This window comes from Candidatus Poribacteria bacterium (genome assembly GCA_021162805.1).
Classification (GTDB): Bacteria; Poribacteria; WGA-4E; order B28-G17; family B28-G17; genus JAGGXZ01.
Window position 1 is genome coordinate 1 of the sequence record JAGGXZ010000034.1, and the last position, 19,053, is coordinate 19,053.

Annotated in this window: 20 protein-coding genes; 16 read left to right on the forward strand and 4 right to left on the reverse strand. The window is 54.4% G+C overall.

Going from position 1 to position 19,053, the window contains the following annotated elements; all coding sequences use genetic code 11:
- The first annotated feature begins 270 nt into the window (after window positions 1-270).
- From J7M22_02275 to J7M22_02335, 13 genes are all read left to right on the forward strand, one after another.
- Window positions 271-735: a ribosome maturation factor RimP gene (locus tag J7M22_02275; GenBank protein ID MCD6505429.1), complete on the forward strand. Its 465-nt coding sequence runs from the start codon at window positions 271-273 to the stop codon at window positions 733-735.
- Between the two features lie 11 nt (window positions 736-746).
- Window positions 747-2,057: a transcription termination/antitermination protein NusA gene (gene nusA / locus J7M22_02280; protein ID MCD6505430.1), complete on the forward strand. Its 1,311-nt coding sequence runs from the start codon at window positions 747-749 to the stop codon at window positions 2,055-2,057.
- Entirely contained in the window at window positions 2,038-2,385 is a 348-nt protein-coding gene (locus tag J7M22_02285; protein ID MCD6505431.1) for a YlxR family protein, read from the forward strand. Before nusA ends, J7M22_02285 begins: the two co-directional genes overlap by 20 nt.
- Complete coding sequence (gene infB / locus J7M22_02290) at window positions 2,360-4,297, forward strand: translation initiation factor IF-2 (GenBank protein MCD6505432.1); 1,938 nt, start codon at window positions 2,360-2,362, stop codon at window positions 4,295-4,297. The genes J7M22_02285 and infB overlap by 26 nt, the downstream gene beginning before the upstream one ends.
- A gap of 12 nt (window positions 4,298-4,309) precedes the next feature.
- Window positions 4,310-4,591, forward strand: coding sequence for a DUF503 domain-containing protein (locus J7M22_02295; GenBank protein MCD6505433.1), 282 nt, complete (start codon window positions 4,310-4,312; stop codon window positions 4,589-4,591).
- On the forward strand, window positions 4,588-4,956 hold the full coding sequence (rbfA, locus tag J7M22_02300) for a 30S ribosome-binding factor RbfA (GenBank protein MCD6505434.1): 369 nt from the start codon (window positions 4,588-4,590) through the stop codon (window positions 4,954-4,956). The genes J7M22_02295 and rbfA overlap by 4 nt, the downstream gene beginning before the upstream one ends.
- The gene (locus J7M22_02305; protein ID MCD6505435.1) at window positions 4,919-5,917 is read left to right on the forward strand and encodes a bifunctional oligoribonuclease/PAP phosphatase NrnA; all 999 of its coding nucleotides are present in this window, start codon (window positions 4,919-4,921) and stop codon (window positions 5,915-5,917) included. Before rbfA ends, J7M22_02305 begins: the two co-directional genes overlap by 38 nt.
- Entirely contained in the window at window positions 5,883-6,644 is a 762-nt protein-coding gene (truB, locus tag J7M22_02310; protein MCD6505436.1) for a tRNA pseudouridine(55) synthase TruB, read from the forward strand. The genes J7M22_02305 and truB overlap by 35 nt, the downstream gene beginning before the upstream one ends.
- Window positions 6,641-7,564 (forward strand): bifunctional riboflavin kinase/FAD synthetase, encoded by a 924-nt coding sequence (locus J7M22_02315; GenBank protein ID MCD6505437.1) that lies wholly within the window; start codon window positions 6,641-6,643, stop codon window positions 7,562-7,564. Before truB ends, J7M22_02315 begins: the two co-directional genes overlap by 4 nt.
- 78 nt (window positions 7,565-7,642) lie before the next feature.
- Entirely contained in the window at window positions 7,643-7,921 is a 279-nt protein-coding gene (rpsO, locus tag J7M22_02320) for a 30S ribosomal protein S15 (protein ID MCD6505438.1), read from the forward strand.
- Between the two features lie 100 nt (window positions 7,922-8,021).
- A complete protein-coding gene (gene pnp, locus J7M22_02325) occupies window positions 8,022-10,145 on the forward strand; it encodes a polyribonucleotide nucleotidyltransferase (GenBank protein ID MCD6505439.1) in 2,124 nt (707 codons plus the stop codon).
- 24 nt (window positions 10,146-10,169) lie between these two features.
- Window positions 10,170-10,757: an LptE family protein gene (locus tag J7M22_02330; protein MCD6505440.1), complete on the forward strand. Its 588-nt coding sequence runs from the start codon at window positions 10,170-10,172 to the stop codon at window positions 10,755-10,757.
- Between the two features lie 13 nt (window positions 10,758-10,770).
- Window positions 10,771-12,558: a hypothetical protein gene (locus J7M22_02335; GenBank protein MCD6505441.1), complete on the forward strand. Its 1,788-nt coding sequence runs from the start codon at window positions 10,771-10,773 to the stop codon at window positions 12,556-12,558.
- Between the two features lie 13 nt (window positions 12,559-12,571).
- Here J7M22_02335 and J7M22_02340 read toward each other — a convergent pair whose 3' ends face one another.
- The 4 genes from J7M22_02340 to J7M22_02355 form a co-directional block, all read right to left on the reverse strand.
- Window positions 12,572-13,219, reverse strand: coding sequence for a metal-dependent transcriptional regulator (locus tag J7M22_02340; GenBank protein MCD6505442.1), 648 nt, complete (start codon window positions 13,217-13,219; stop codon window positions 12,572-12,574).
- A gap of 162 nt (window positions 13,220-13,381) precedes the next feature.
- Window positions 13,382-15,400, reverse strand: a complete 2,019-nt coding sequence (gene feoB, locus J7M22_02345) for a ferrous iron transport protein B (GenBank protein ID MCD6505443.1) — start codon at window positions 15,398-15,400, stop codon at window positions 13,382-13,384.
- Window positions 15,370-15,801, reverse strand: coding sequence for a transcriptional repressor (locus J7M22_02350; GenBank protein MCD6505444.1), 432 nt, complete (start codon window positions 15,799-15,801; stop codon window positions 15,370-15,372). The genes feoB and J7M22_02350 overlap by 31 nt, the downstream gene beginning before the upstream one ends.
- A 95-nt stretch (window positions 15,802-15,896) precedes the next feature.
- A complete protein-coding gene (locus J7M22_02355; protein ID MCD6505445.1) occupies window positions 15,897-16,475 on the reverse strand; it encodes an indolepyruvate oxidoreductase subunit beta in 579 nt (192 codons plus the stop codon).
- 270 nt (window positions 16,476-16,745) lie between these two features.
- Between J7M22_02355 and J7M22_02360 the strand changes: the two genes are divergently transcribed.
- From J7M22_02360 to J7M22_02370, 3 genes are read left to right on the forward strand one after another with little or no spacing between them, the layout of a single operon-like run.
- Window positions 16,746-17,798 (forward strand): TRAM domain-containing protein, encoded by a 1,053-nt coding sequence (locus J7M22_02360; protein MCD6505446.1) that lies wholly within the window; start codon window positions 16,746-16,748, stop codon window positions 17,796-17,798.
- Window positions 17,782-18,417: a 2-C-methyl-D-erythritol 4-phosphate cytidylyltransferase gene (gene ispD / locus J7M22_02365; GenBank protein MCD6505447.1), complete on the forward strand. Its 636-nt coding sequence runs from the start codon at window positions 17,782-17,784 to the stop codon at window positions 18,415-18,417. Before J7M22_02360 ends, ispD begins: the two co-directional genes overlap by 17 nt.
- A gap of 23 nt (window positions 18,418-18,440) precedes the next feature.
- Complete coding sequence (locus J7M22_02370) at window positions 18,441-18,923, forward strand: 2-C-methyl-D-erythritol 2,4-cyclodiphosphate synthase (GenBank protein MCD6505448.1); 483 nt, start codon at window positions 18,441-18,443, stop codon at window positions 18,921-18,923.
- The last annotated feature ends 130 nt before the right edge of the window (window positions 18,924-19,053 follow it).

The window sequence follows — 19,053 nt, forward strand, 5'->3', positions numbered from 1 at the left end:
GGGAGATTAAAGGAAAGAGAGGTGATAAAGGTAGAAGGATAGGGATGAGAAGATGAAAAGATTTGATTCTTTTTCGGCCTTTGGTGCCAGGAGGGGAGATTTTACCCTTATCAAAGCGTTGAAAAGCCCTGACCCTTTACGAGTTAGACTTGAATTCTGGGATCAATTATGTTAACATATTTCTGGTCTGATCGATATGGGGATGATTCCTGCAAAGAGAGTGGGTTTAAGCCCGCTCTTTTATTTTATCGGGGGACGATCGATCGGATGATGCTTCGGAATAGAATAGCTCAGCTCATAAGGCCGATACTGGAATCGGACGGATATGAGCTCGTAGACGTAGAGGTGAAAGGAAGCTCAAGACGGAGGATCGTAGCCGTCTATATCCATAAACCCGGCGGCGTGACCTTCAGAGATTGCGCTGAGGTGAGCTATGCCATTCAGCCGGTTCTGGAGGTAAACGGAGTGCTCGGTGGGGATTACACGCTCGAAGTGGCCTCGCCCGGATTGGATAGGCCACTTAAATCGGAATCCGATTTCCGAAGGGTGATCGGCGAGAAGGTGACCCTGCAGACCATCTCTCCGGTGATGGGAAGCAAACGCATCTCGGGCAGGTTGATCTCCGTGGAGGACGGGGAGATATCCCTCAAGCTCAAAAGGGGCAAAAAAGATGAGGAGACGGTCAGGGTGCCGATAGGCCAGATCGTCTCCGGCAAGGTGGAGATAGAGTTTTAATAAGGTTGGGGATGAATATGAGCAACGATCTCTTGGTAAGCATCGAAAGGATAGTAAGTCAAAAGGACCTCCCTCCCGAGGTTCTGCTCCATGCCATAGAATCAGCCCTGCTGGCTGTCATGAGGAAACGATACGGTCCCGGAAGATCGATCTCAGTCAAGATCAACGAGGAAACGGGCGAGATAAAGATCTCCGTGCCCAAAAAGGTGGTCGAGATAATGCACGATTATCTGACCGAGATACCGATAGAGGAGGCCAGGAAGATCGATCCCGAGGCGAAGGTCGGAGATATGCTGGAGGTGGAGGTGGACCCCAGGGATTTCGGGAGGATTGACGCTCAGAAAGCCCGACAGATCCTCATTCAGAAACTGCGCGATGCGGAGAGGGAGAACATATATGCCGAATATAAGGAGAAAGAGGGCGAGCTGGTCTGGGGGATCGTCCAGAGGATAGAGGGAGGTAACGTAATCGTGGATCTGGAGAGGACTGAGGGGATTATACCGAAGTCGGAGCAGATCCAGAAGGAGAACTACATGAGGGGGGATCAACTGAGAAGCTATGTCCTCAGGGTTGATCAAACCCCCAGAGGGCCGCTTATAATCCTCTCCAGGACACATCCCGGACTCGTCGCCAGGCTTTTCGAGGCGGAGGTGCCGGAGATAGAGGAGGGGCTGGTCAGAATCGTCGGCATCGTCCGTGAGCCGGGCGAGAGATCAAAGGTGGCGGTCCTGGCCACCGAGGAGAACATAGATCCGGTCGGAACGTTTGTGGGGATTAAGGGTTCCAGGGTTCAAGCCGTAGTGAGGGAGTTGAGAGGGGAAAAGATAGATATCATAGAATGGAACCCCGATCCATCGATCTTCGTGGCAAACGCCCTCAGCCCCGCCAAGGTCAGCAAGGTGATGATCGACGAGGAGGATAAAATCGCCCGCGTGGTCGTTCCGGACGATCAACTCTCGCTCGCCATAGGTAAGAGAGGTCAGAACGCCCGTCTGGCGGCAAAGCTGACGGGCTGGAAGATAGATATAAAGAGCGAATCTCAGATGAAGGAGGAGCTGAAAGAGGTTATCGTCAAATCCCTCTTCAAGGATGAAGAGGAACCGGAGGTGAAATCGATAGATGGGATCGGACCGAAATTGGCGGATGGGCTTCACGAGAGCGGCTTTGATTCGGTCGAGTCGATCGCTCACGCGGGATTGGATGAGCTGGCACAGGTGCCCGGAATCGGGACGAAGACCGCCGAGAGGATCAAAAAGGCCGCAATGGAGATGCTCGGCCTGACAGATGAGCCGGGGGAAGGTGATGAGGAAAGCTCCAATTAGAACCTGTATCGGATGCGGCAGAAAATCCCAAAAATGGGATCTCATCAGGATAGGCCATACCAAGGACGGTAGGCTGTTGATCAGCCTCGACGCGAAAGGAGAGGGCAGAGGCGCTTATGTCTGCCCAAATCCAAAATGCATTCAGGCCGCTATGAACCCGAAGAAATTGAATAGATTCCTCCGGGCTCAGCTCGATCAGGACCGTATAGACTCCCTCAAGGCTCAGCTCCTGGAACTTCTCGGCAGATATCGGGGAGGGATCGATAATGGGGAAATCCAGAGGGAAAACGGCAAAGGCGCATATGACAAGGGTTTACGAACTGGCTAGAAAGCTCGGCATATCGAGCAAGGAGATGATCGAGGAGCTTAAAAAATACGGCGTCGATATAAAAACACATATGAGCACCCTCGATCCGGAAACCGTTGAATTGGTCATAGCCGAGTTCGAAGACCGGAGGGCACAGGAGGAAAGGGAGGATCAATCGGAGCCCATCTCTGTCCGACCAGGTATCTCCGTCGGCGAACTGGCAGATCTGATCGGGGCTGATCCGGCAGACGTGATAACGGAGTTGCTGAAACATGGCGTGATGGCCAACGTTAACCAGAAACTGGATGCCGAAGCGATAGCCCTGATATCCGATGAGTTTAACCTGCAGGTGAGGGATGAGGAAGAGGCCGAGCCCGAGGTCGAAGGTGAAAGCCCGGAGGACGAGGAAGAGGAGGAAGCCCTTCAGCTGCGTCCACCCGTGGTCACCGTCATGGGACACGTCGACCACGGCAAAACCACGCTTCTGGATACCATTAGAAAGACGAACGTTACACAGCAGGAGTTCGGAGGGATAACACAACATATCGGCGCGTCCGTTGTGACTCACGACGGCAGGAAGATAGTCTTTATAGACACCCCCGGCCATGAGGCCTTCACCGCCATGAGGGCAAGAGGAGCTCAGGTCACCGATATAGTCGTCCTGGTCGTAGCCGCCGATGACGGCGTTATGCCCCAGACGGTGGAGGCGATAGATCACGCCAGAGCCGCAAACGTCCCGATCATCGTGGCCGTCAACAAGATAGACCTTCCCGAAGCCAGACCAGATAGAGTCCGACAACAGCTCTCCGAACACGGGCTTGTGCCCGAAGAGTGGGGCGGAGAGACGATATACGTGGATGTATCGGCCAAGAGAGGAGATGGCGTCGAAGATCTGCTGGAGATGATACTTCTGCTGGCCGATCTGCTTGAACTGAAGGCCAACCCCGATAAACCGGCTAGGGGCATCGTGATAGAGGCCAGACTGGATAAAGGTAAAGGCCCTGTGGCGACCGTGCTCGTGCAGGAGGGAACCCTGAGGGTAGGCGATTCCTTCATAGTCGGCCTTTATGACGGCAAGGTCAGGGCGATGACGGACGATAAGGGGAAAAGGGTGAAGGAGGCAGGACCCTCCATTCCCGTCGAGATCATGGGGATAAACGGCGTGCCGGAGGCCGGAGACAAGCTGGCCGTGATGGACGAGGAGGAGGCGAGAAAGCTCAGCGAACAGCGCCAGGAGGAACATAGGCTCAAAAATCTCGGCTCACGAAAGGGAGTCTCGCTCGACGAGTTCTTCAGCATGATGAGGGAAGAGGAGGAGAAGAAGCTCCTGGTCATCCTCAAGGGGGATACGCAGGGGACGGTCGAGGCCGTCTCGGATGCCCTGATGAGGCTTCAGGAGAGGGTGGAGAGCGATATCCAACTGGATATCATCCACAGGGGCGTCGGATCGATAACCGAAAGCGATGTGATGCTCGCCTCAGCCTCAGGCGGGATCATCATAGGCTTCAACGTCCGCCCCAGCGGGAAGGTCGCTAAACTCGCCGAGGGGGAAGGGGTTGAGATCAGAACCTATAGGGTGATATACGAGCTGCTGTCCGATATGAGAGATGCCCTGCTCGGCATGTTGGAGCCGGAGGAGAGGGAGGTCATACTGGGAAGAGCCGAGGTCAGACAGGTATTCAGCGTCCCCAGATTCGGCAGAGTCGCAGGTTGCTATGTACTGGAGGGCAGAATGGTGAGAGGGGGAAACCTCAGGGTTATCCGCGATGGTGTCCTCATATATGAGGGGAGACTGGACTCCCTGCGTAGGTTCAAAGAGGACGTGAGAGAGGTGCAAGAGGGTTTCGAGTGCGGCATAGGTATGGAGAGCTTCAGCGACTTCAAAGAGGGCGATATCCTCGAATGCTTTACCGTCGAGCTGGTCAGAAGGTAAAAGGGTGAAATCATGGTGGTTGGGATCTGCACTCTCTATCTTGTCCTGCCCTCCGGAGGCTCACTTAAGGAGAAACGACAGGTCGTAAACAGCATCAGGGATAGGATCAAAAGCCGGTATAACGTCTCCATCGCCGAGGTGGATAACCACAACTCCATCAGACAGATCACCATCGGTATAGCTTGCGTCTCGAACAGCTTGGGACATGCACGGAAGATCATGTCCAACATCATAGAGTTCGTAGGTCAGAACTACATCTATGAGACCTTCGACTACGAGGTGGAGATCATATGAGAAGGATAGATAGACTCGCCCCGTTTATCCAACGTGAGATAAGCGAGATAATACAGAGGAAGATCAAGGACCCGAGGGTCGGCTTCTGCACGGTCACGAGGGTGGAGTTGAGCAATGATCTGAGAGTGGCCAAAATCTGGGTGAGCGTTATGGGGGGAGAGGAAAGGGAGAGGGAGTGTCTTGAGGGGCTGAAAAGGGCTGCCGGGTTCATCAGAACCGAACTCGGTCAGAGCCTTTCGGCTAGGTATACGCCGGAGATAAGGTTCTTCATCGACAAATCGATCGATCATATGATGAGGGTGGACAGGCTTCTCAAAAGCATCCAGGATGAATTGCACCCGGACACCGAGGACGAATCTAAATGAGATAGCCGATCTGCTCAGAAGGGGAGATCGGTTTCTGATAAGCACACACGTGAATCCCGATGGGGATGCGCTGGGTTCACAACTGGCTTTGTATTCGCTGCTGAGGGATATGGGGAAATCGGTTGATGCGGTCAACACCGATCCGGTTCCGCGGATCTACCGTTTCCTGCCCTTCAGCGGTATAATCCAGCGGCATGAAAAAGGGCGATCCTATCGTCCGGAATACTTGATCGTGCTTGATGCGGGCGGATTCGAAAGGATAGGAAGGGATCTGGCCGGATCGATAAAACCGGAGAGGGGGATACTGAACATCGATCATCATTCCGAGTGCCTTCCGTTCGGGGACCTCAATTTCATCGATCCGGACGCCTGCGCCACAAGCGAGATAATCCTCCGACTCATCAGGCTGATGAGGATACCTCTCGGCAGAGAGAGAGCCGTCTGTTTGTACACGGGGATACTGACGGACACAGGTGGATTCAGATTTTCCAATGTCACGCCCGATTGTCTCAGAGCGGCGGCGGATCTAGTTCAAGAAGGGGTGGACGTTCAAAGGATCTATGAAACGGTGTATGAGACCAACACCTTCGGGAGGGTTAAACTGCTGGGAGAGGCACTGAACACGCTCAGACTGGACGAATCGGGGAGGATCGCCTGGATATATGTGACTGGGGAGATGTTCAGACGGACGGGAACCGGCCTAGAGGATCTGGAGGGGTTCATAAACCACGTCAGATCCGTAGACGGGGTCGAGGTTGCTATGATGTTCGTGGAGTTAAATCCATCGAGAACGAAGGTGAGTTTGCGCTCGAGGAATGAGATTAACGTCGCCCGGATAGCTTCCCTTTTCGACGGCGGCGGCCACGAGAGGGCTGCCGGCTGCACGATCGATCTCCCCATCCATCGGGCGATCAAAGCGGTGATGGATGTCGTTAAGGAGGCGTTTTTCGGTGAAAAGTGAGACTCAAGGCCCGCCCGTCAACGGCGTGATCATCCTAGATAAACCCTCTGGAATCACGTCTCGGCGGGCGGTAGACAGGGTCAAAAGGATCTTCGGCGTTAGAAAGGCGGGACACGGCGGCACGCTCGACCCGGACGCCACCGGGGTTTTGATCGTCTGCCTTGGAAGGGCGACCAAACTCTTCCAGTATCTGATAGAGGGGGATAAGGAGTATATCGGCACCATCACGCTTGGCATAGAGACCGATACCCAGGACGCAAGCGGCAAGGTCATCAGACGGAGCGAGGTGAATGTCACCGAGGAACAGGTGAGGGAGGTCGCCTCCAGGTTCATAGGCGAGATCGTTCAGATCCCTCCCATGTATTCGGCCATAAGGGTTGGCGGCAAGAGACTATATAAGCTCGCCAGAAGCGGGCAGGAGATCGAACGGCCTCCGAGGAAAGTAACGATATATGAGCTTGAGATACTGCGGATCGATCCGCCGGAGATCGATTTTCGCGTCGTATGCTCTAAGGGTACCTACATCCGTACCTTGGCCTCGGATATCGGCAGGGAGCTGGGCTGTGGTGGGCATCTGTCCAGGCTCAGGCGGATCAGATCCGGTCCCTTCACACTGGAGATGGCCCTGCCTCTGGGTTTGATCGAGTCTGATCCTCAAATAGCTTATGAGAACCTCCTTTCGATAGAGGAGGTAATCGACATACTGAGACGGGGGTATACGGGGTGAGATGGTTTACCGAGCTTCTAGGGATGAAGCCGCTTGAGGGCCTATCGGCAGTTACTTTTGGCACCTTTGACGGCGTGCATATCGGACATCAGGCCGTCATCGGCCGTGTTGTCGAGGAGGGACATAGATGTGGACTGTTATCCGTCGTCGTCTCCTTCGATCCCCACCCACTCAGGTTTATCGCCCCAGATAAGGCGCCTTCGCTTTTGACGCTCTCGGCCAAAAAGCTGGAGCTATTTGAAGGGCTAGGGGTGGACGTCACGGTGCTTGCCAAGCTGGAACCGCAGTTGGCCGAGATGTCACCGCAGGAGTTCGTCGAGAGGATCCTCGTTGGAAAGCTCGGAGCCCAAAAGGTAGTGGTCGGTCCTGACTGCTCTTTCGGCAAGGGCAGATCGGGGAACGTCGAGGTGCTGAAGGAGATGGGAGGGAGGTTCGGATTCAGCGTCTATGTGGTGCCCAAAAAGAAAATTAACGGCGCTCCGATCAGCAGCACGAGGGTGCGCAATGCGATCAAAGCTGGCGATCTAAGGCTGGCTGAGAGGATGTTGGGGAGGAGATACTCCATCCTCGGTAGGGTGATCAAGGGTGAGAGGATAGGCAAAAAAATAGGTTATCCAACGGCGAACCTCGATACGGACGATCAGCTTCTCCCCCCAAAGGGAGTCTATGCCGCTCGGGTTAAACTTGATGGGAAAAGGTTCAACGGACTCCTTTACATAGGCGAAAGGCCGACCTTCGAGGGCAGGGAGATGAGGATTGAGGTTCACATCTTGGATTTCAACGGGGATATCTATGGAAGATGGCTGGAGGTCGAGTTCGCCGAAGCGATCAGGGGCGAAAGGCGATTCGCCTCGGCGGAGGAGCTCGCCGGGCAATTAGCGCAGGATGAGAGGATCGCCAGGAGGATATTGGAACGGTAAGGGACGATCCATTTACAAAATGGTTTTTTTATGTTATATTTTGTTTGAATACCATCGGAGGTGAAGGATAAAGTGGGACTGAAGGAACTGAAACAGTCTGTGATCGCTGAATACAAAAGAGCCGAAAACGACACAGGTTCACCTGAGGTACAGATAGCGATCCTGACGGCCCGAATCAATCATCTCACCGAACATCTCAAGGTTCACAGGAAGGATTATCACTCGAGGCTGGGGATGTTCAAAATGATCGGCAAGCGCCGAAGGTTGATGAGATACCTCTATAGGGAGGATTACGACCGATACAAGGCGCTTATCAGCAAACTCGGTATCAGGGACCCGTTCTCAAGAAGAGGGTAGGCTGGGGCCCTGAAAAGGAGGAGGAGTTAGCTTGAGCGAGGATGTAGTAAGACGCGAATTGAAGATAGGGAATGAAACGCTGGTTATCGAAACCGGCAGGATGGCCAAACAGGCGGACGGCGCTGTATTCATCACGTATGGCGGAACAGCCCTGCTCGTGACGGCGGTTGCATCGAAGGAGACCATCGAGGAGGATGAGTTCTTCCCCCTGACGGTGGATTACAGGGAGAGAGCATATGCTATAGGTAGAATTCCGGGGGTATACGGTCGTAGGGAACCGCGTCCCGGCGTCGGCGAGACGTTGATAGCGAGGCTGATCGATCACTGTATCAGGCCTCTTTTCCCCAAAGAGTTCAGACATGAGGTGCAGGTCATAGCCATGACGCTATCCTCCGATCAGGAGAACCCGCCTGAGACGATAGCGCTTATCGGTGCTTCGACCGCACTCTGCATCTCGGATATCCCCTTCAACGGTCCCGTCGCCGCCGTCACGGTGGGCAGGATCAACGGCGAGTTCATCATCAACCCGACCTATCAGCAGATCGATGAGAGCGACATAGAGCTCTTCGTCACGGGTAACAGGGAGGCCATCATGTCGGTGGAGGGCGGGGCAGATCAGGTGCCTGAAGATGAGGTGATCGAGGCGATAAAATTCGCTCACGAACACCTCGGTCCGATAATCGATCTCCAGGAAGAGCTCGTCCGAGCCGTCGGCAAACCGAAACGCCCCATCGAACCCAGAGAGAGGGATGAGACGGTGACCTCTAAAGCGAGGGATCTGGCGCTCTCACGGATCAGAAATGTCATCGGCATATCGAGCAAGCAGGAACGAAGGGAACAGATGGAGGAGATCGTCGAGGATATCGTCACCGAGCTGATAGGTGAGATCCAACTGGATGACCAGGAACCCGCGGATTACGCCAAGGATGTAGCTGAGGTTATATCCGAGCTTGAAAAACAGGAGATGCGTCGTTCGATCATCGAGGAGGGGAAGAGGATCGATGGGAGAACACCGGATGAGATAAGGCCCATAACGGCCGAGGTCGGCGTGCTTCCCAGAACTCACGGCTCAGCGCTCTTCACCAGAGGACAGACCCAATCCCTCTGCACCGTCACGCTTGGAACATCCGCCGACGAGGAGGTGGTCAAAGACCTGGAAGGGGAATGGATGAAACATTTCATCCTTCATTACAACTTCCCTCCCTTCTGTACAGGGGAGGTCAAGCCGATAAGAGGCCCGAGCCGAAGGGAGATAGGTCACGGGGCGCTGGCAGAAAGGGCGCTTGAACCGGTGATACCCTCCAGAGAGGAGTTCCCGTATACGATCCGCGTCGTATCGGAGATACTGGAGTCAAACGCCTCTTCGTCCATGGCGACCGTCTGCTCCGCGACGCTCGCTCTCATGGACGCCGGAGTCCCCATCAAAGAGCCCGTGGCAGGAGTTGGGGTCGGACTGGTTAAAGAGGGGGAGAAAGAGGTGATCCTCGTCGATATGGTCGGCGAGGAGGATTTCCTGGGCGACATGGATTTTAAGGTGGCGGGCACGAAACGGGGTGTCACCGCCGTACAGATGGATATCAAGATAGAGGGTATTACGATCGAGACCATGCGTAGGGCGATTCATAAGGCGCGTGAGGCGAGGATGATCGTGTTGGATAAGATGGCGGAGGTGATCGATAGACCTCGACCCGATATCTCGCCCTACGCCCCGAGGATATTCACGATGAAGATCCACCCCACCAAGATCAGAGAGGTCATCGGCCCCGGAGGAAGCGTGGTCAGGAAGATCCAGGAGGAAGCCGGTGTGCTCATCTCCATACAGGAGGACGGGGTGGTTGAAATCGCCGCCGTTAACGCCGAAAGCGCCGAAAAGGCCAAAAAGATGATAAACGATATCGCCGCCATGCCCGAAGTCGGTAAGGTCTACTCCGGAAAGGTCACCAGAACCACCTCCTTCGGCGCCTTCGTCGAGATACTGCCGGGACAGGAGGGGCTGATCCATATCTCAGAACTCGCCGACGGATACGTGCGAAGGGTGGAGGATGTGGTCAAGGAAGGCGATACCGTCAAGGTCAAGGTGATAAGCATAGACGACCACGGCAAGGTGGACCTGACGCTCCTTCATAAACCCACATTGCGTAGAGGCGGCGGTAGAAGAAACGATAGATCCTCATCGAGGGATAGGTCTAAAAAGAGCCCTCGGGTTCCAAGGATACGATATTAAACCTCAGGAGGAGAGTGGCCCATCGTGGCGTTCGCCCATAACCTCAGATCGTTATTGCGTTATCATAGGGTTTATTGGGTTGGGAGTTCAACGAAACCCAATGAACCCAACAAACGCAATAACCTCCCGATCTTCGGAATCATAGCTTTTATCCTTTTATCTTTGACCCTCCTCGGCTGCGGATATGTGACCAAATCGAACTATCTGCCTCATATAAAGAGTATCTATATCATGCCGGTTGAAAACCAAAGCCCTCTGTTTGAGGATGAAGAGGCGCTTACCGAAGCTTTGAGAAGGGAGTTCAGGAAAAAATGGGGGCCGGGGGGAGATTCCACCCTGAAGGTGACGATCAAAGAGTTTAAGGTCGAACCTATATCCTTCGATGTCAACAACTTCCCTGAACAATACAGGATGACCTTGGTGATAGATTATACCTTCGAGGATAACGTGAAGAAACGGATCATCGATAGCAAACAGGATTACGTTGAGAGCCATGATTTCTATGTCGTCCAGGGACGAGGCGTCGAACCTGAGACGGAAGAGGAGGCCAAGGCGAAACTCATCGAGGAGCTGGCCAGGGATTTATACAACAACCTGGCCGAACAATGGTGATCGGAGGGCTTCTATGCGTAGGTTTGCCGTCATCCTGATCTCAATCCTGATCCTCCAGATCCCCCCATATGCCAACTGTCAATGGCAGCTCATACGAAGCCGGGGATGGAAGACCCATTATCGAGGCATCACCTTCACATCGCCAAAGGAGGGGTGGATCTGCGGGTTGAGCGGCGTCGTCGCCCACACGACCGATGGGGGGAAAAGCTGGAACGAAGTGCCCACAGGGGTGAACGTGACCTTACACGATATCACCTCAGCCGGTAAAACCATATGGGTTGTCGGCGATAAAGGGGTAGCGCTCCGTTGGAGCAAGGGCAGGGGATGGGTGAGATCCAAAACCGGCACGCGGAAAAATCTCCATTCCGTCTTTTTCATCGATGAGAACCACGGCTGGATTGTGGGGGAAAAAGGAGGAATTTTCCGGAGCGAGGACGGCGGGAGATCCTGGCAGGATCTCTCAGTCCAATCGGACACCCCTCTCTGGTCGGTTTTCTTCGCAGATAGGAACTTGGGATGGGCGTGTGGAGGACAGGGCGCCATCATACGAACTGAAGACGGCGGGAAGAGCTGGACGCGGCTTCCATCCCATACGGTCGATTCCCTCCGTAAGATCTTCTTCGTGAACGGTGAGATCGGCTGGTGTATCGGGGCAGGGGGGACGATACTCCACACATCCGATGGCGGGAAGAGCTGGATCTATCAGGTCAGCTACGAGGAGGCCAGGCTTTATGACCTCCACTTCATCTCGCCGCTTGAAGGATGGGCCGTCGGTTATGCACCGGGATTTAAGGATTTTCCCGAGACGGCGGCGATAATCCACACCAGAAACGGAGGGCGAACCTGGACGGCTCAATCGGTGGACGTCTCCCTTCACCTATACGGCGTCTTCTTCACGTCAGAGGGGGAGGGATGGGCTGTAGGCGATAGGGGATTGATCCTCCATACCCTCAACGGCGGAAGACGATGGGATGTGCTGTCCAGTGGCGAGACCATATGGGCTATGTTCGGAACGAACTCGCGGATCTGGGCCGTCGGCGAGAGCGGAGCCATGCTCACCTCCGATGACGGCATACGCTGGCGGGAGGTGAAAAGCGGGATACAATCGACACTCCTAGACGTCTATTTCACCGACGACCAAAACGGCTGGGCCGTCGGCGAAAACGGTGCCCTTATCTATACCCCGGACGGCGGTGAGAGCTGGCAGATCAAGGCAAGCGGCACCTCGCTTGACCTATACGGCGTCTTCTTTCTGGACAAAAGCAGGGGCTGGTGTGTCGGAGCGAAAGGGACGGTCATAGTCGCAACTTCAACAGGGGATACCTGTAGGGTGTATAAGGCCGGCGTGCCGAATGATCTTTATAGCGTCTTCTTCTTGGACAAAAACAGGGGGTGGGCGTGCGGATCAGCGGGCAGGATAATCAGGTCGGAAAACGGAGGCGTTTCATGGAAGCTCTCCATCAGTGGCGTTACGGGGGACCTGTGGAAGGTGATCTTTATATCGCCGCAGATCGGCTTCATCGTTGGAGACGACGGGATTATCCTCAGGACGGAGAACGGCGGGAGATCGTGGAAGCAGATCCCAAGTGAGGTTGAGGTCACGCTGAGGGACATCATCTTCCTGGATGAAAAGAAAGGCTTTATCGTGGGAGATAACGGTGTGGCCCTGAGGACGGATGACGGCGGAAGGACATGGATCAGGGAGAAAACGGGGGTGAAGATCGCCCTGCTCTCACTTTCCCACCTTAAGGGAGCGGTCTATGGCGCAGGCGAGTGGGGGACCATACTGAGAAGAAGATAAAAGGTATCGGGGGTTATCTCTCCAGCCTCACGTAGATCTGATCCGCCGTCTCGCGATCGACGGCGTATTCCGTGTATCCCACCCTGAAGATGTATGAGGGGAACCGTCTGCGCAGCTCTATGGGCGTGCCCGGAAGGATACCCATCGCCATCAGCTTTTGCAACTCCTTGGAGTTTTTCGCCTGGAGGTATGCGATCTTCCCCTTCTGGCCGGGTTTTAGATCGGTCAACGCCGAGACCACCCTTTCGCCCGTCTCCCTTGCTCTCAGACAACATTCCCCTGGAGGTATGGGTTTCCCGTGAGGACAGAATCTGGGATGTCCCAGGAGCGTGCATATGCTTTCGTCGATCCCCTCATAAAGCAGGTGTTCGAACCTACAGGCCCTGTCCTCCAGGATCTGGGAGCCGGTTTCCAGCACGTCATAAAGCAATCTTTCGGCAAGCCTATGACGTCTTATGGCGTTTCTGGCCTCTTCACGTCCTTTCGGCGTTAGAACGAGCTTGCCGTCCTTCAGAATCAATATCCCCTTATCTATCAGCTCTTTGATCGCTTCATCGTCCGGTGGAACACCTATGTGATCTGGCGTGATGGTTTTATTCCCCTCCTCCTCTTCGGTCCATATCTCTTCCAGTATCTCCTGAGCCTGATTGCTTATCTTCATCGCGCAATCTCCTCAGCAATCTAGTTATAAACCCCTCCCCCTCCTTGAGCGTCTCGTAGCCGCAGTTAGGGCATTTCACCAGCCTGCAGTTTCTGCCGAAAGGGCAGCTCCGGCAGGCCGGGCTGTTTCTCTCGTCAAATTCAAAGCCGCAAAACGGACATTTCATCCGAAATTCACCGCCTTAAGGATCAGGTTTGTCAGGAAGCCCACTAGAAAGGAGAACGGGATTATGAAACCCACCACCGAGAGAGTGACCTTCCACCCGCGCTCCTTACACATCACGAGAAATTGGGCTATACAGGGCACGAAGAGCGTCAATGTGACGGCGGCCACCACCAGTTGAGCGTCGCCGAGAAGCCCCGTCTTCTGTATGTCATACAGCCCTGCTGCCCCATAATCCCGCCTGAAAAATCCATATAGGAAAGCCTTCGCCGTCTCCGGAGGCAACCCTATGGCGCGAACGGGATAGCCCGTCAGTTTAACGAGCAGATCGAAGATCCTGGTTATCCTCCCGATCCATATCAGCACGCTTGCCAGGATGAACATCGGCAGAACCTCGACGAAATACCACTGCATCCGAGCCATGGTCTTGTTCAACACGTTCGAGATCTTAGGCAGCCTGAGCGGTGGTATCTCCATATAGAAGGTCGGCCCCTCGCCCGGCATGAGCTTGGATGCCAGATATCCGGAGAGCAGGAATATACCCACCACAACCGATCCCCATATCAGAAAGGCCGGCAGTCTTCCCGAAAAGAGGCCCGTTATCACGCCATATTGGGCTGAACATGGGATAGCTAAAGCCAGCAGGAAGGTCGCTATTATCCTCTCTCGCCGCGTCTCGAGAATTCTGGTCACGATCGTGGCCATGGTATCGCATCCCAACCCCAAAACTATCGGTATAACCGCTCTGCCGTTGAGACCTATCCTCTTGAAGAGCCGATCCACCAGCATCGCCAGCCTGGGGAAATATCCCGAATCCTCCATGATCGAAAAGACCAGGAAAAAGATCCCGACGATAGGCAGGATTATCGCCACGGCATACCGAACTCCTAACGTGATTATGCCGTATTCATGCACAAAGAGATCCTGGAGTATGGGCCAGGGGATGATCTTCTCGAAGAAGAGCGTCACATAGGGGTTTATGTATCTCTCGAAGATCACCCCCTCTATGAAGTCGACGAGCGTCCCGGCGCCAAATCCCCCCACGAGCTTATAGAGGCCGAGATAGAGGACCAAAAGCAGTATCGGTGTGCCCGTCCATGGATTCATCATCAGATCGCTGAGCACCTCGGCGAACCCTCGCCTTTGAACCTCCTCGATTCTGACCGTCTGTGAGATTATGGAATCGGCTTGAGCTTGTCTCTGCATGGTGATAGTGTAAGGCAGGGATCGGTTGAGCTTGGCCTTGGCGGAGGCGATCACCTTGTTCACCTTTTTAGCCCAGCGCTCCTTCGTTTTCACCTTGCCTTCAAGCTCAGCGTCATCCTGTAACAGTAACAGCGCGACCACCCGTTTAGGTATCTCATACTCGCCCTCGAGCAGCGATTCCACCTGAGATATCGCCTCCTCGATCTCCTCACCATACTTCATCCTAATCCCCTCGTCACTCCCGTCCTCCAATCTCTCCTCCACTCGCCGTTTCAGCTCACCGATACCTCTGCCGGTGACGGAGACCGTGCCGACGACCGGTATTCCCAACATTCGCTCCAGTTTTTCCAGGTCTATCCTTATCCCCGCCCTTTCAGCCTCGTCCATGATGTTCAGATCCAAAACTACGGGGATGCCGAGCTCCAACAGTTGCAGCGTAAAGGGCAGCATACGTGAAAGGTTTTTGGCATCGACGACGTGGATTATCAGATCCGGTTTCTCCTGAAACAGGATGGATCTGGCGACCCTTTCCTCATCGGTTATCGGCAGGAGGGAATATATGCCGGGGGTATCGACCACCTCAGCCGTTATGTTGCCGAAACGGGCTTTCCCCCTCGAGATCTCCACCGTGGTGCCAGGATAGTTCGATACGGTGACATATCTGCCAGTGAGGGCGTTGAAGAGGGCGCTTTTGCCGACGTTGGGGTTTCCCACCAGGGCGATCTTGATCCGCTTCTCCTCACCTCGACGATGGGACTCGTCCGATCCGTGACACGATCCCCTCATCTCCCATCCTCCCTGCAGCGGTGGCATATGCCGAAGATCTCGAACTTTCCGAACTTCAGCTCGAAACCGTATCTTTCGCTTATCTCCCTCTGCAGATCCATCACCCCTGATTCGGGAAACTCGACAATCCTCCCGCAATTTAAGCATATCAGATGGCCATGAAATCCTCCCATGGTTTTCTCATAATGAGGATGCTTCTCATCGCTGACCGTCTCCCTTATCAGTCCGCTTTCAAGCAGAAGCTTTAACGTCCTGTAAATGGTAGCCCTGGAGACATCGGATCGATCCTCGAACCTCTCGCACAGATCCTTCGCCTCGAAATGGCCCTCTATCGACAGGACCTCCTTCAAAACGGCGATCCTCTGTTCGGTGATCCTATACCCTTTCCGTTTCAAAAAGGTTATAAACGCCCGGATCGTCTGCTCCATGCCTCACCCGGAATTGAGATTATGTTTCAACTATATTTTAACATCGCTTTCAGTTTGAAGTCAATGTCTGAGGAAATGGATCGGATTTCTAAACGCTAATTCCCAATAGCCCTTTTCCCCTTCTGAAACGCCTTCAGGTTGGCCTGGAGGGCTTTAGTCGGCACCGTTTCGCTCAGCACCTTCTCCCACACGTTCTCCTCGAAGGGGAGGAAGTTGGAAAGGGCTCCGATCAGCGCGACGTTAGCCGCCCTCGGCTCGCCCGATTCCCTAGCTATGGCGAGGCCATCGACCATATATAGGTTCTCAAACCTCCCGCGCAGCAGCTCGTCGACGTTTTCGGGATACTTCGCCATACCGGTGGATACGGTGACGGGGATGATCTCGGTTCGGGCGACGATCACCATTCCGTCCGGCTTCATGTAGTCGGCGTATCTGAGTGCTTCGATCTTCTCAAGGGCGAGCATATAGTCGGCAGTACCCTTTTTGATAAGCGGCGAGTGGACGGCTTTGCCGAATCGGATCTGGGCGACGACGCTGCCTCCCCGCTGAGCCATTCCGTGAACCTCATTTGTCTTGACGTCATAGCCGCTCCTGAGGGCGGCGTTGGAGATGACGGTGCTGGCCAGCAGTATTCCCTGTCCACCTACACCGCACAGGATCAGGTTTCTCGTCATCTTGCTCCTCCCTCGCGATCGCCTTGAAGGGACATACCTCATTTTATCATCTCCGCCGATCAGCGTCAACTGAAAGAGATGCGGGAGTCACAGCCCTATTCGGCGAGCAGCGCTTTTAAACCGTATTGATAAGCCGATAGGGGCTATGGTATAATTCAAAATGAAAGGGCTATTCCAGAAAACCGCCTGCTGGGTTGGGATAGCCTCACAAAAGGCGGATTACAAATACCCAGCCCAGGTCGGTCGGCCTGGTTAAAAGGTGAAGGGAAATTGAAGAACAAAGCCTTACCGGCAAGGTTTATATTCGCCCTTTTCTCCGCAATCATAGGATACATAATCGGAGGAGGGTACATCGAAGCCGGGATAGGATTCGGGGCGGCTTGGGCACTCATACTACTGGATATATCGGTGAGGAGGGACTGGGTCAGAGATCTCTTCCTGGGCTCAATCGGCATGGGCCTGGGTTTGGCCTGTGCCGCTTTGGTTATGTATTTCGTTAAATCCGCCCATCCCGGCCCCATCAGCCCCTACATCGCCATTCCGATCTCCATCATACTGGGATATTCGGGAGCGATGACGCTTTACCGCTACAAAGGTCTGCTTAGATTCGCACCTCCCGCCAGAAAAACCGAGTCGAGCCAATCCTCATATAAGATCCTGGACACAAGCGTTATAATCGACGGCAGGATAGCCGATATCTGCAAAACACAGTTCGTGGAGGGTACCCTTATAGTGCCGAGATTCGTGCTCAGGGAGCTACAGCATATAGCAGATTCCCTCGACGTGCTCAGACGGAACAAAGGAAGACGGGGGCTGGATAAACTCAGGGAGCTCCAGGAAAACCCCGATGTGGACGTGCAGATCATCGACGAGGACTATCCGGAGATCAAGGAGGTGGATGCCAAACTGGTCCAACTGGCGAAGGATCTGAAGGCGAAGATAATCACCAACGACTTCAACCTGAACAAAGTGGCAGAGCTGCAAGGCGTCACCGTCCTGAACATCAACGACCTTGCAAACGCCCTTAAACCCATCGTCCTCCCCGGAGAGACGATGACCGTCAAGGTGATAAAGGAGGGCAAGGAGTTCAACCAAGGCGTGGCATATCTGGACGACGGAACCATGGTCGTCGTCGAAAACGGCAGAAAATATGTGGGCCAGACCGTGCAGGTCGAGGTGACGACCACCCTCCAGACGGCCGCCGGAAGGATGATCTTCACACGGGTTAACGAGGAGGAAGAGGAACAGAGGGAGAGACAAAGTGGTGGTGTCCGCCCTTATACCCGCGGCTGGTCGCGGGGAGAGGATGGGAGGCGAGGTTAAAAAACCTTTCCTCCTCCTCAACGATAAACCCATCATCGTCCATACCCTCTCCAGATTCCAGAGGTGCGATCTGATCGACGAGATCATTCCCATTGTCTCCGCCGAGGATGTAGATAGAACGTGGAGGATCGTCAGGAAATACGAGTTCACCAAGGTAACCAAGGTCGTCTCAGGAGGGGAAACGAGACAACGCTCAGTCTATAACGGATTAAGGACGTTGGGTGAAAAGACCGACGTGGTGGTCATCCATGACGGCGTGAGACCCTTCGTCACGGATGAAATCATAAGAGGATGCGTCGAGAGGGCTTTCAAGGCCGGAGCGGCGATAGCCGCCGTGCCGGTCAAGGACACTATCAAGGAGGTTTCACCCGAAGGGATCGTCCTTCATACGCTTGAAAGGAGCAGGCTCTGGGCGATCCAGACACCTCAGGTCTTCCGAAAGAAATTGATCCTGAAGGCCCACGAGCTCGCCCTTGAGAGGGGGATAGAGGCCACAGACGACGCCGCTCTGGTCGAGATGATGGGCGGTAAAGTCCACGTAGTTATGGGGAGCTACGAGAACATCAAAATCACCACACCCGAGGATCTGATTCTGGCGAGGACGTTGCTTTGCGGATAGGGATCGGATACGACATACACAGGATGGTGGCCGGGCGAAAGCTGATCTTAGGCGGGGTCGAGATACCCTATGAGAGGGGATTGCTCGGCCATTCAGATGCCGATGTGCTAGCACATGCCATATGTGATGCGATCCTGGGAGCGGTCGCCCTGGGGGATATCGGAAGGCATTTCCCGGATACCGATCCGAGGTTCGAGGGGATATCAAGCCTAAAGCTCCTCGGCGAGGTGAAACGCATGATAGAGGGAAGATACCGCATATCAAATGTCGATTCGATCATCATAGCCGAAAGGCCCAAGCTCGCCCCATACATAGATCAGATGCGGGCCAACATCGCCGGGACCCTCAATCTGCGAATCGATCAGGTCAGCGTTAAAGCCACCACCTCCGAAAGGTTAGGCCCCATAGGGAAGGGCGAGGCGATCGCCGCCTGGGCATCTGTGCTGATCGAAGGGAGCCCCTCAGCAGTTGACCGAAAGTGTGTCGAAGAAGGAACGAGGAACTAGGAACGAGGAACGAGGATTTTTATCTCCTCGTTCCCGGTTCCTTTCTCCTCGTTCCTCCTCTGCACACAGGGCTTCAAGGCTAAGGCGGGTGTTAAGCCGCCTGCTGACGGTGAGGTGGCCGCCTACGTGA

Coding starts and splice junctions, on each gene's coding strand:
- feoB (MCD6505443.1), bottom strand. CDS start 15,400: ATGCCACCGCTGCAGGGAGGATGGGAGATGAGGGGATCGTGTCACGGA.
- truB (MCD6505436.1), top strand. CDS start 5,883: ATGTCGTTAAGGAGGCGTTTTTCGGTGAAAAGTGAGACTCAAGGCCCG.
- infB (MCD6505432.1), top strand. CDS start 2,360: ATGACAAGGGTTTACGAACTGGCTAGAAAGCTCGGCATATCGAGCAAG.
- J7M22_02355 (MCD6505445.1), bottom strand. CDS start 16,475: ATGACGAGAAACCTGATCCTGTGCGGTGTAGGTGGACAGGGAATACTG.
- nusA (MCD6505430.1), top strand. CDS start 747: ATGAATATGAGCAACGATCTCTTGGTAAGCATCGAAAGGATAGTAAGT.
- rbfA (MCD6505434.1), top strand. CDS start 4,588: ATGAGAAGGATAGATAGACTCGCCCCGTTTATCCAACGTGAGATAAGC.
- J7M22_02305 (MCD6505435.1), top strand. CDS start 4,919: ATGAATTGCACCCGGACACCGAGGACGAATCTAAATGAGATAGCCGAT.
- ispD (MCD6505447.1), top strand. CDS start 17,782: ATGGGAGGCGAGGTTAAAAAACCTTTCCTCCTCCTCAACGATAAACCC.
- J7M22_02370 (MCD6505448.1), top strand. CDS start 18,441: ATGGTGGCCGGGCGAAAGCTGATCTTAGGCGGGGTCGAGATACCCTAT.
- J7M22_02285 (MCD6505431.1), top strand. CDS start 2,038: ATGAGGAAAGCTCCAATTAGAACCTGTATCGGATGCGGCAGAAAATCC.
- J7M22_02350 (MCD6505444.1), bottom strand. CDS start 15,801: ATGGAGCAGACGATCCGGGCGTTTATAACCTTTTTGAAACGGAAAGGG.
- J7M22_02340 (MCD6505442.1), bottom strand. CDS start 13,219: ATGAAGATAAGCAATCAGGCTCAGGAGATACTGGAAGAGATATGGACC.
- J7M22_02275 (MCD6505429.1), top strand. CDS start 271: ATGCTTCGGAATAGAATAGCTCAGCTCATAAGGCCGATACTGGAATCG.
- J7M22_02295 (MCD6505433.1), top strand. CDS start 4,310: ATGGTGGTTGGGATCTGCACTCTCTATCTTGTCCTGCCCTCCGGAGGC.
- J7M22_02335 (MCD6505441.1), top strand. CDS start 10,771: ATGCGTAGGTTTGCCGTCATCCTGATCTCAATCCTGATCCTCCAGATC.
- pnp (MCD6505439.1), top strand. CDS start 8,022: ATGGCCAAACAGGCGGACGGCGCTGTATTCATCACGTATGGCGGAACA.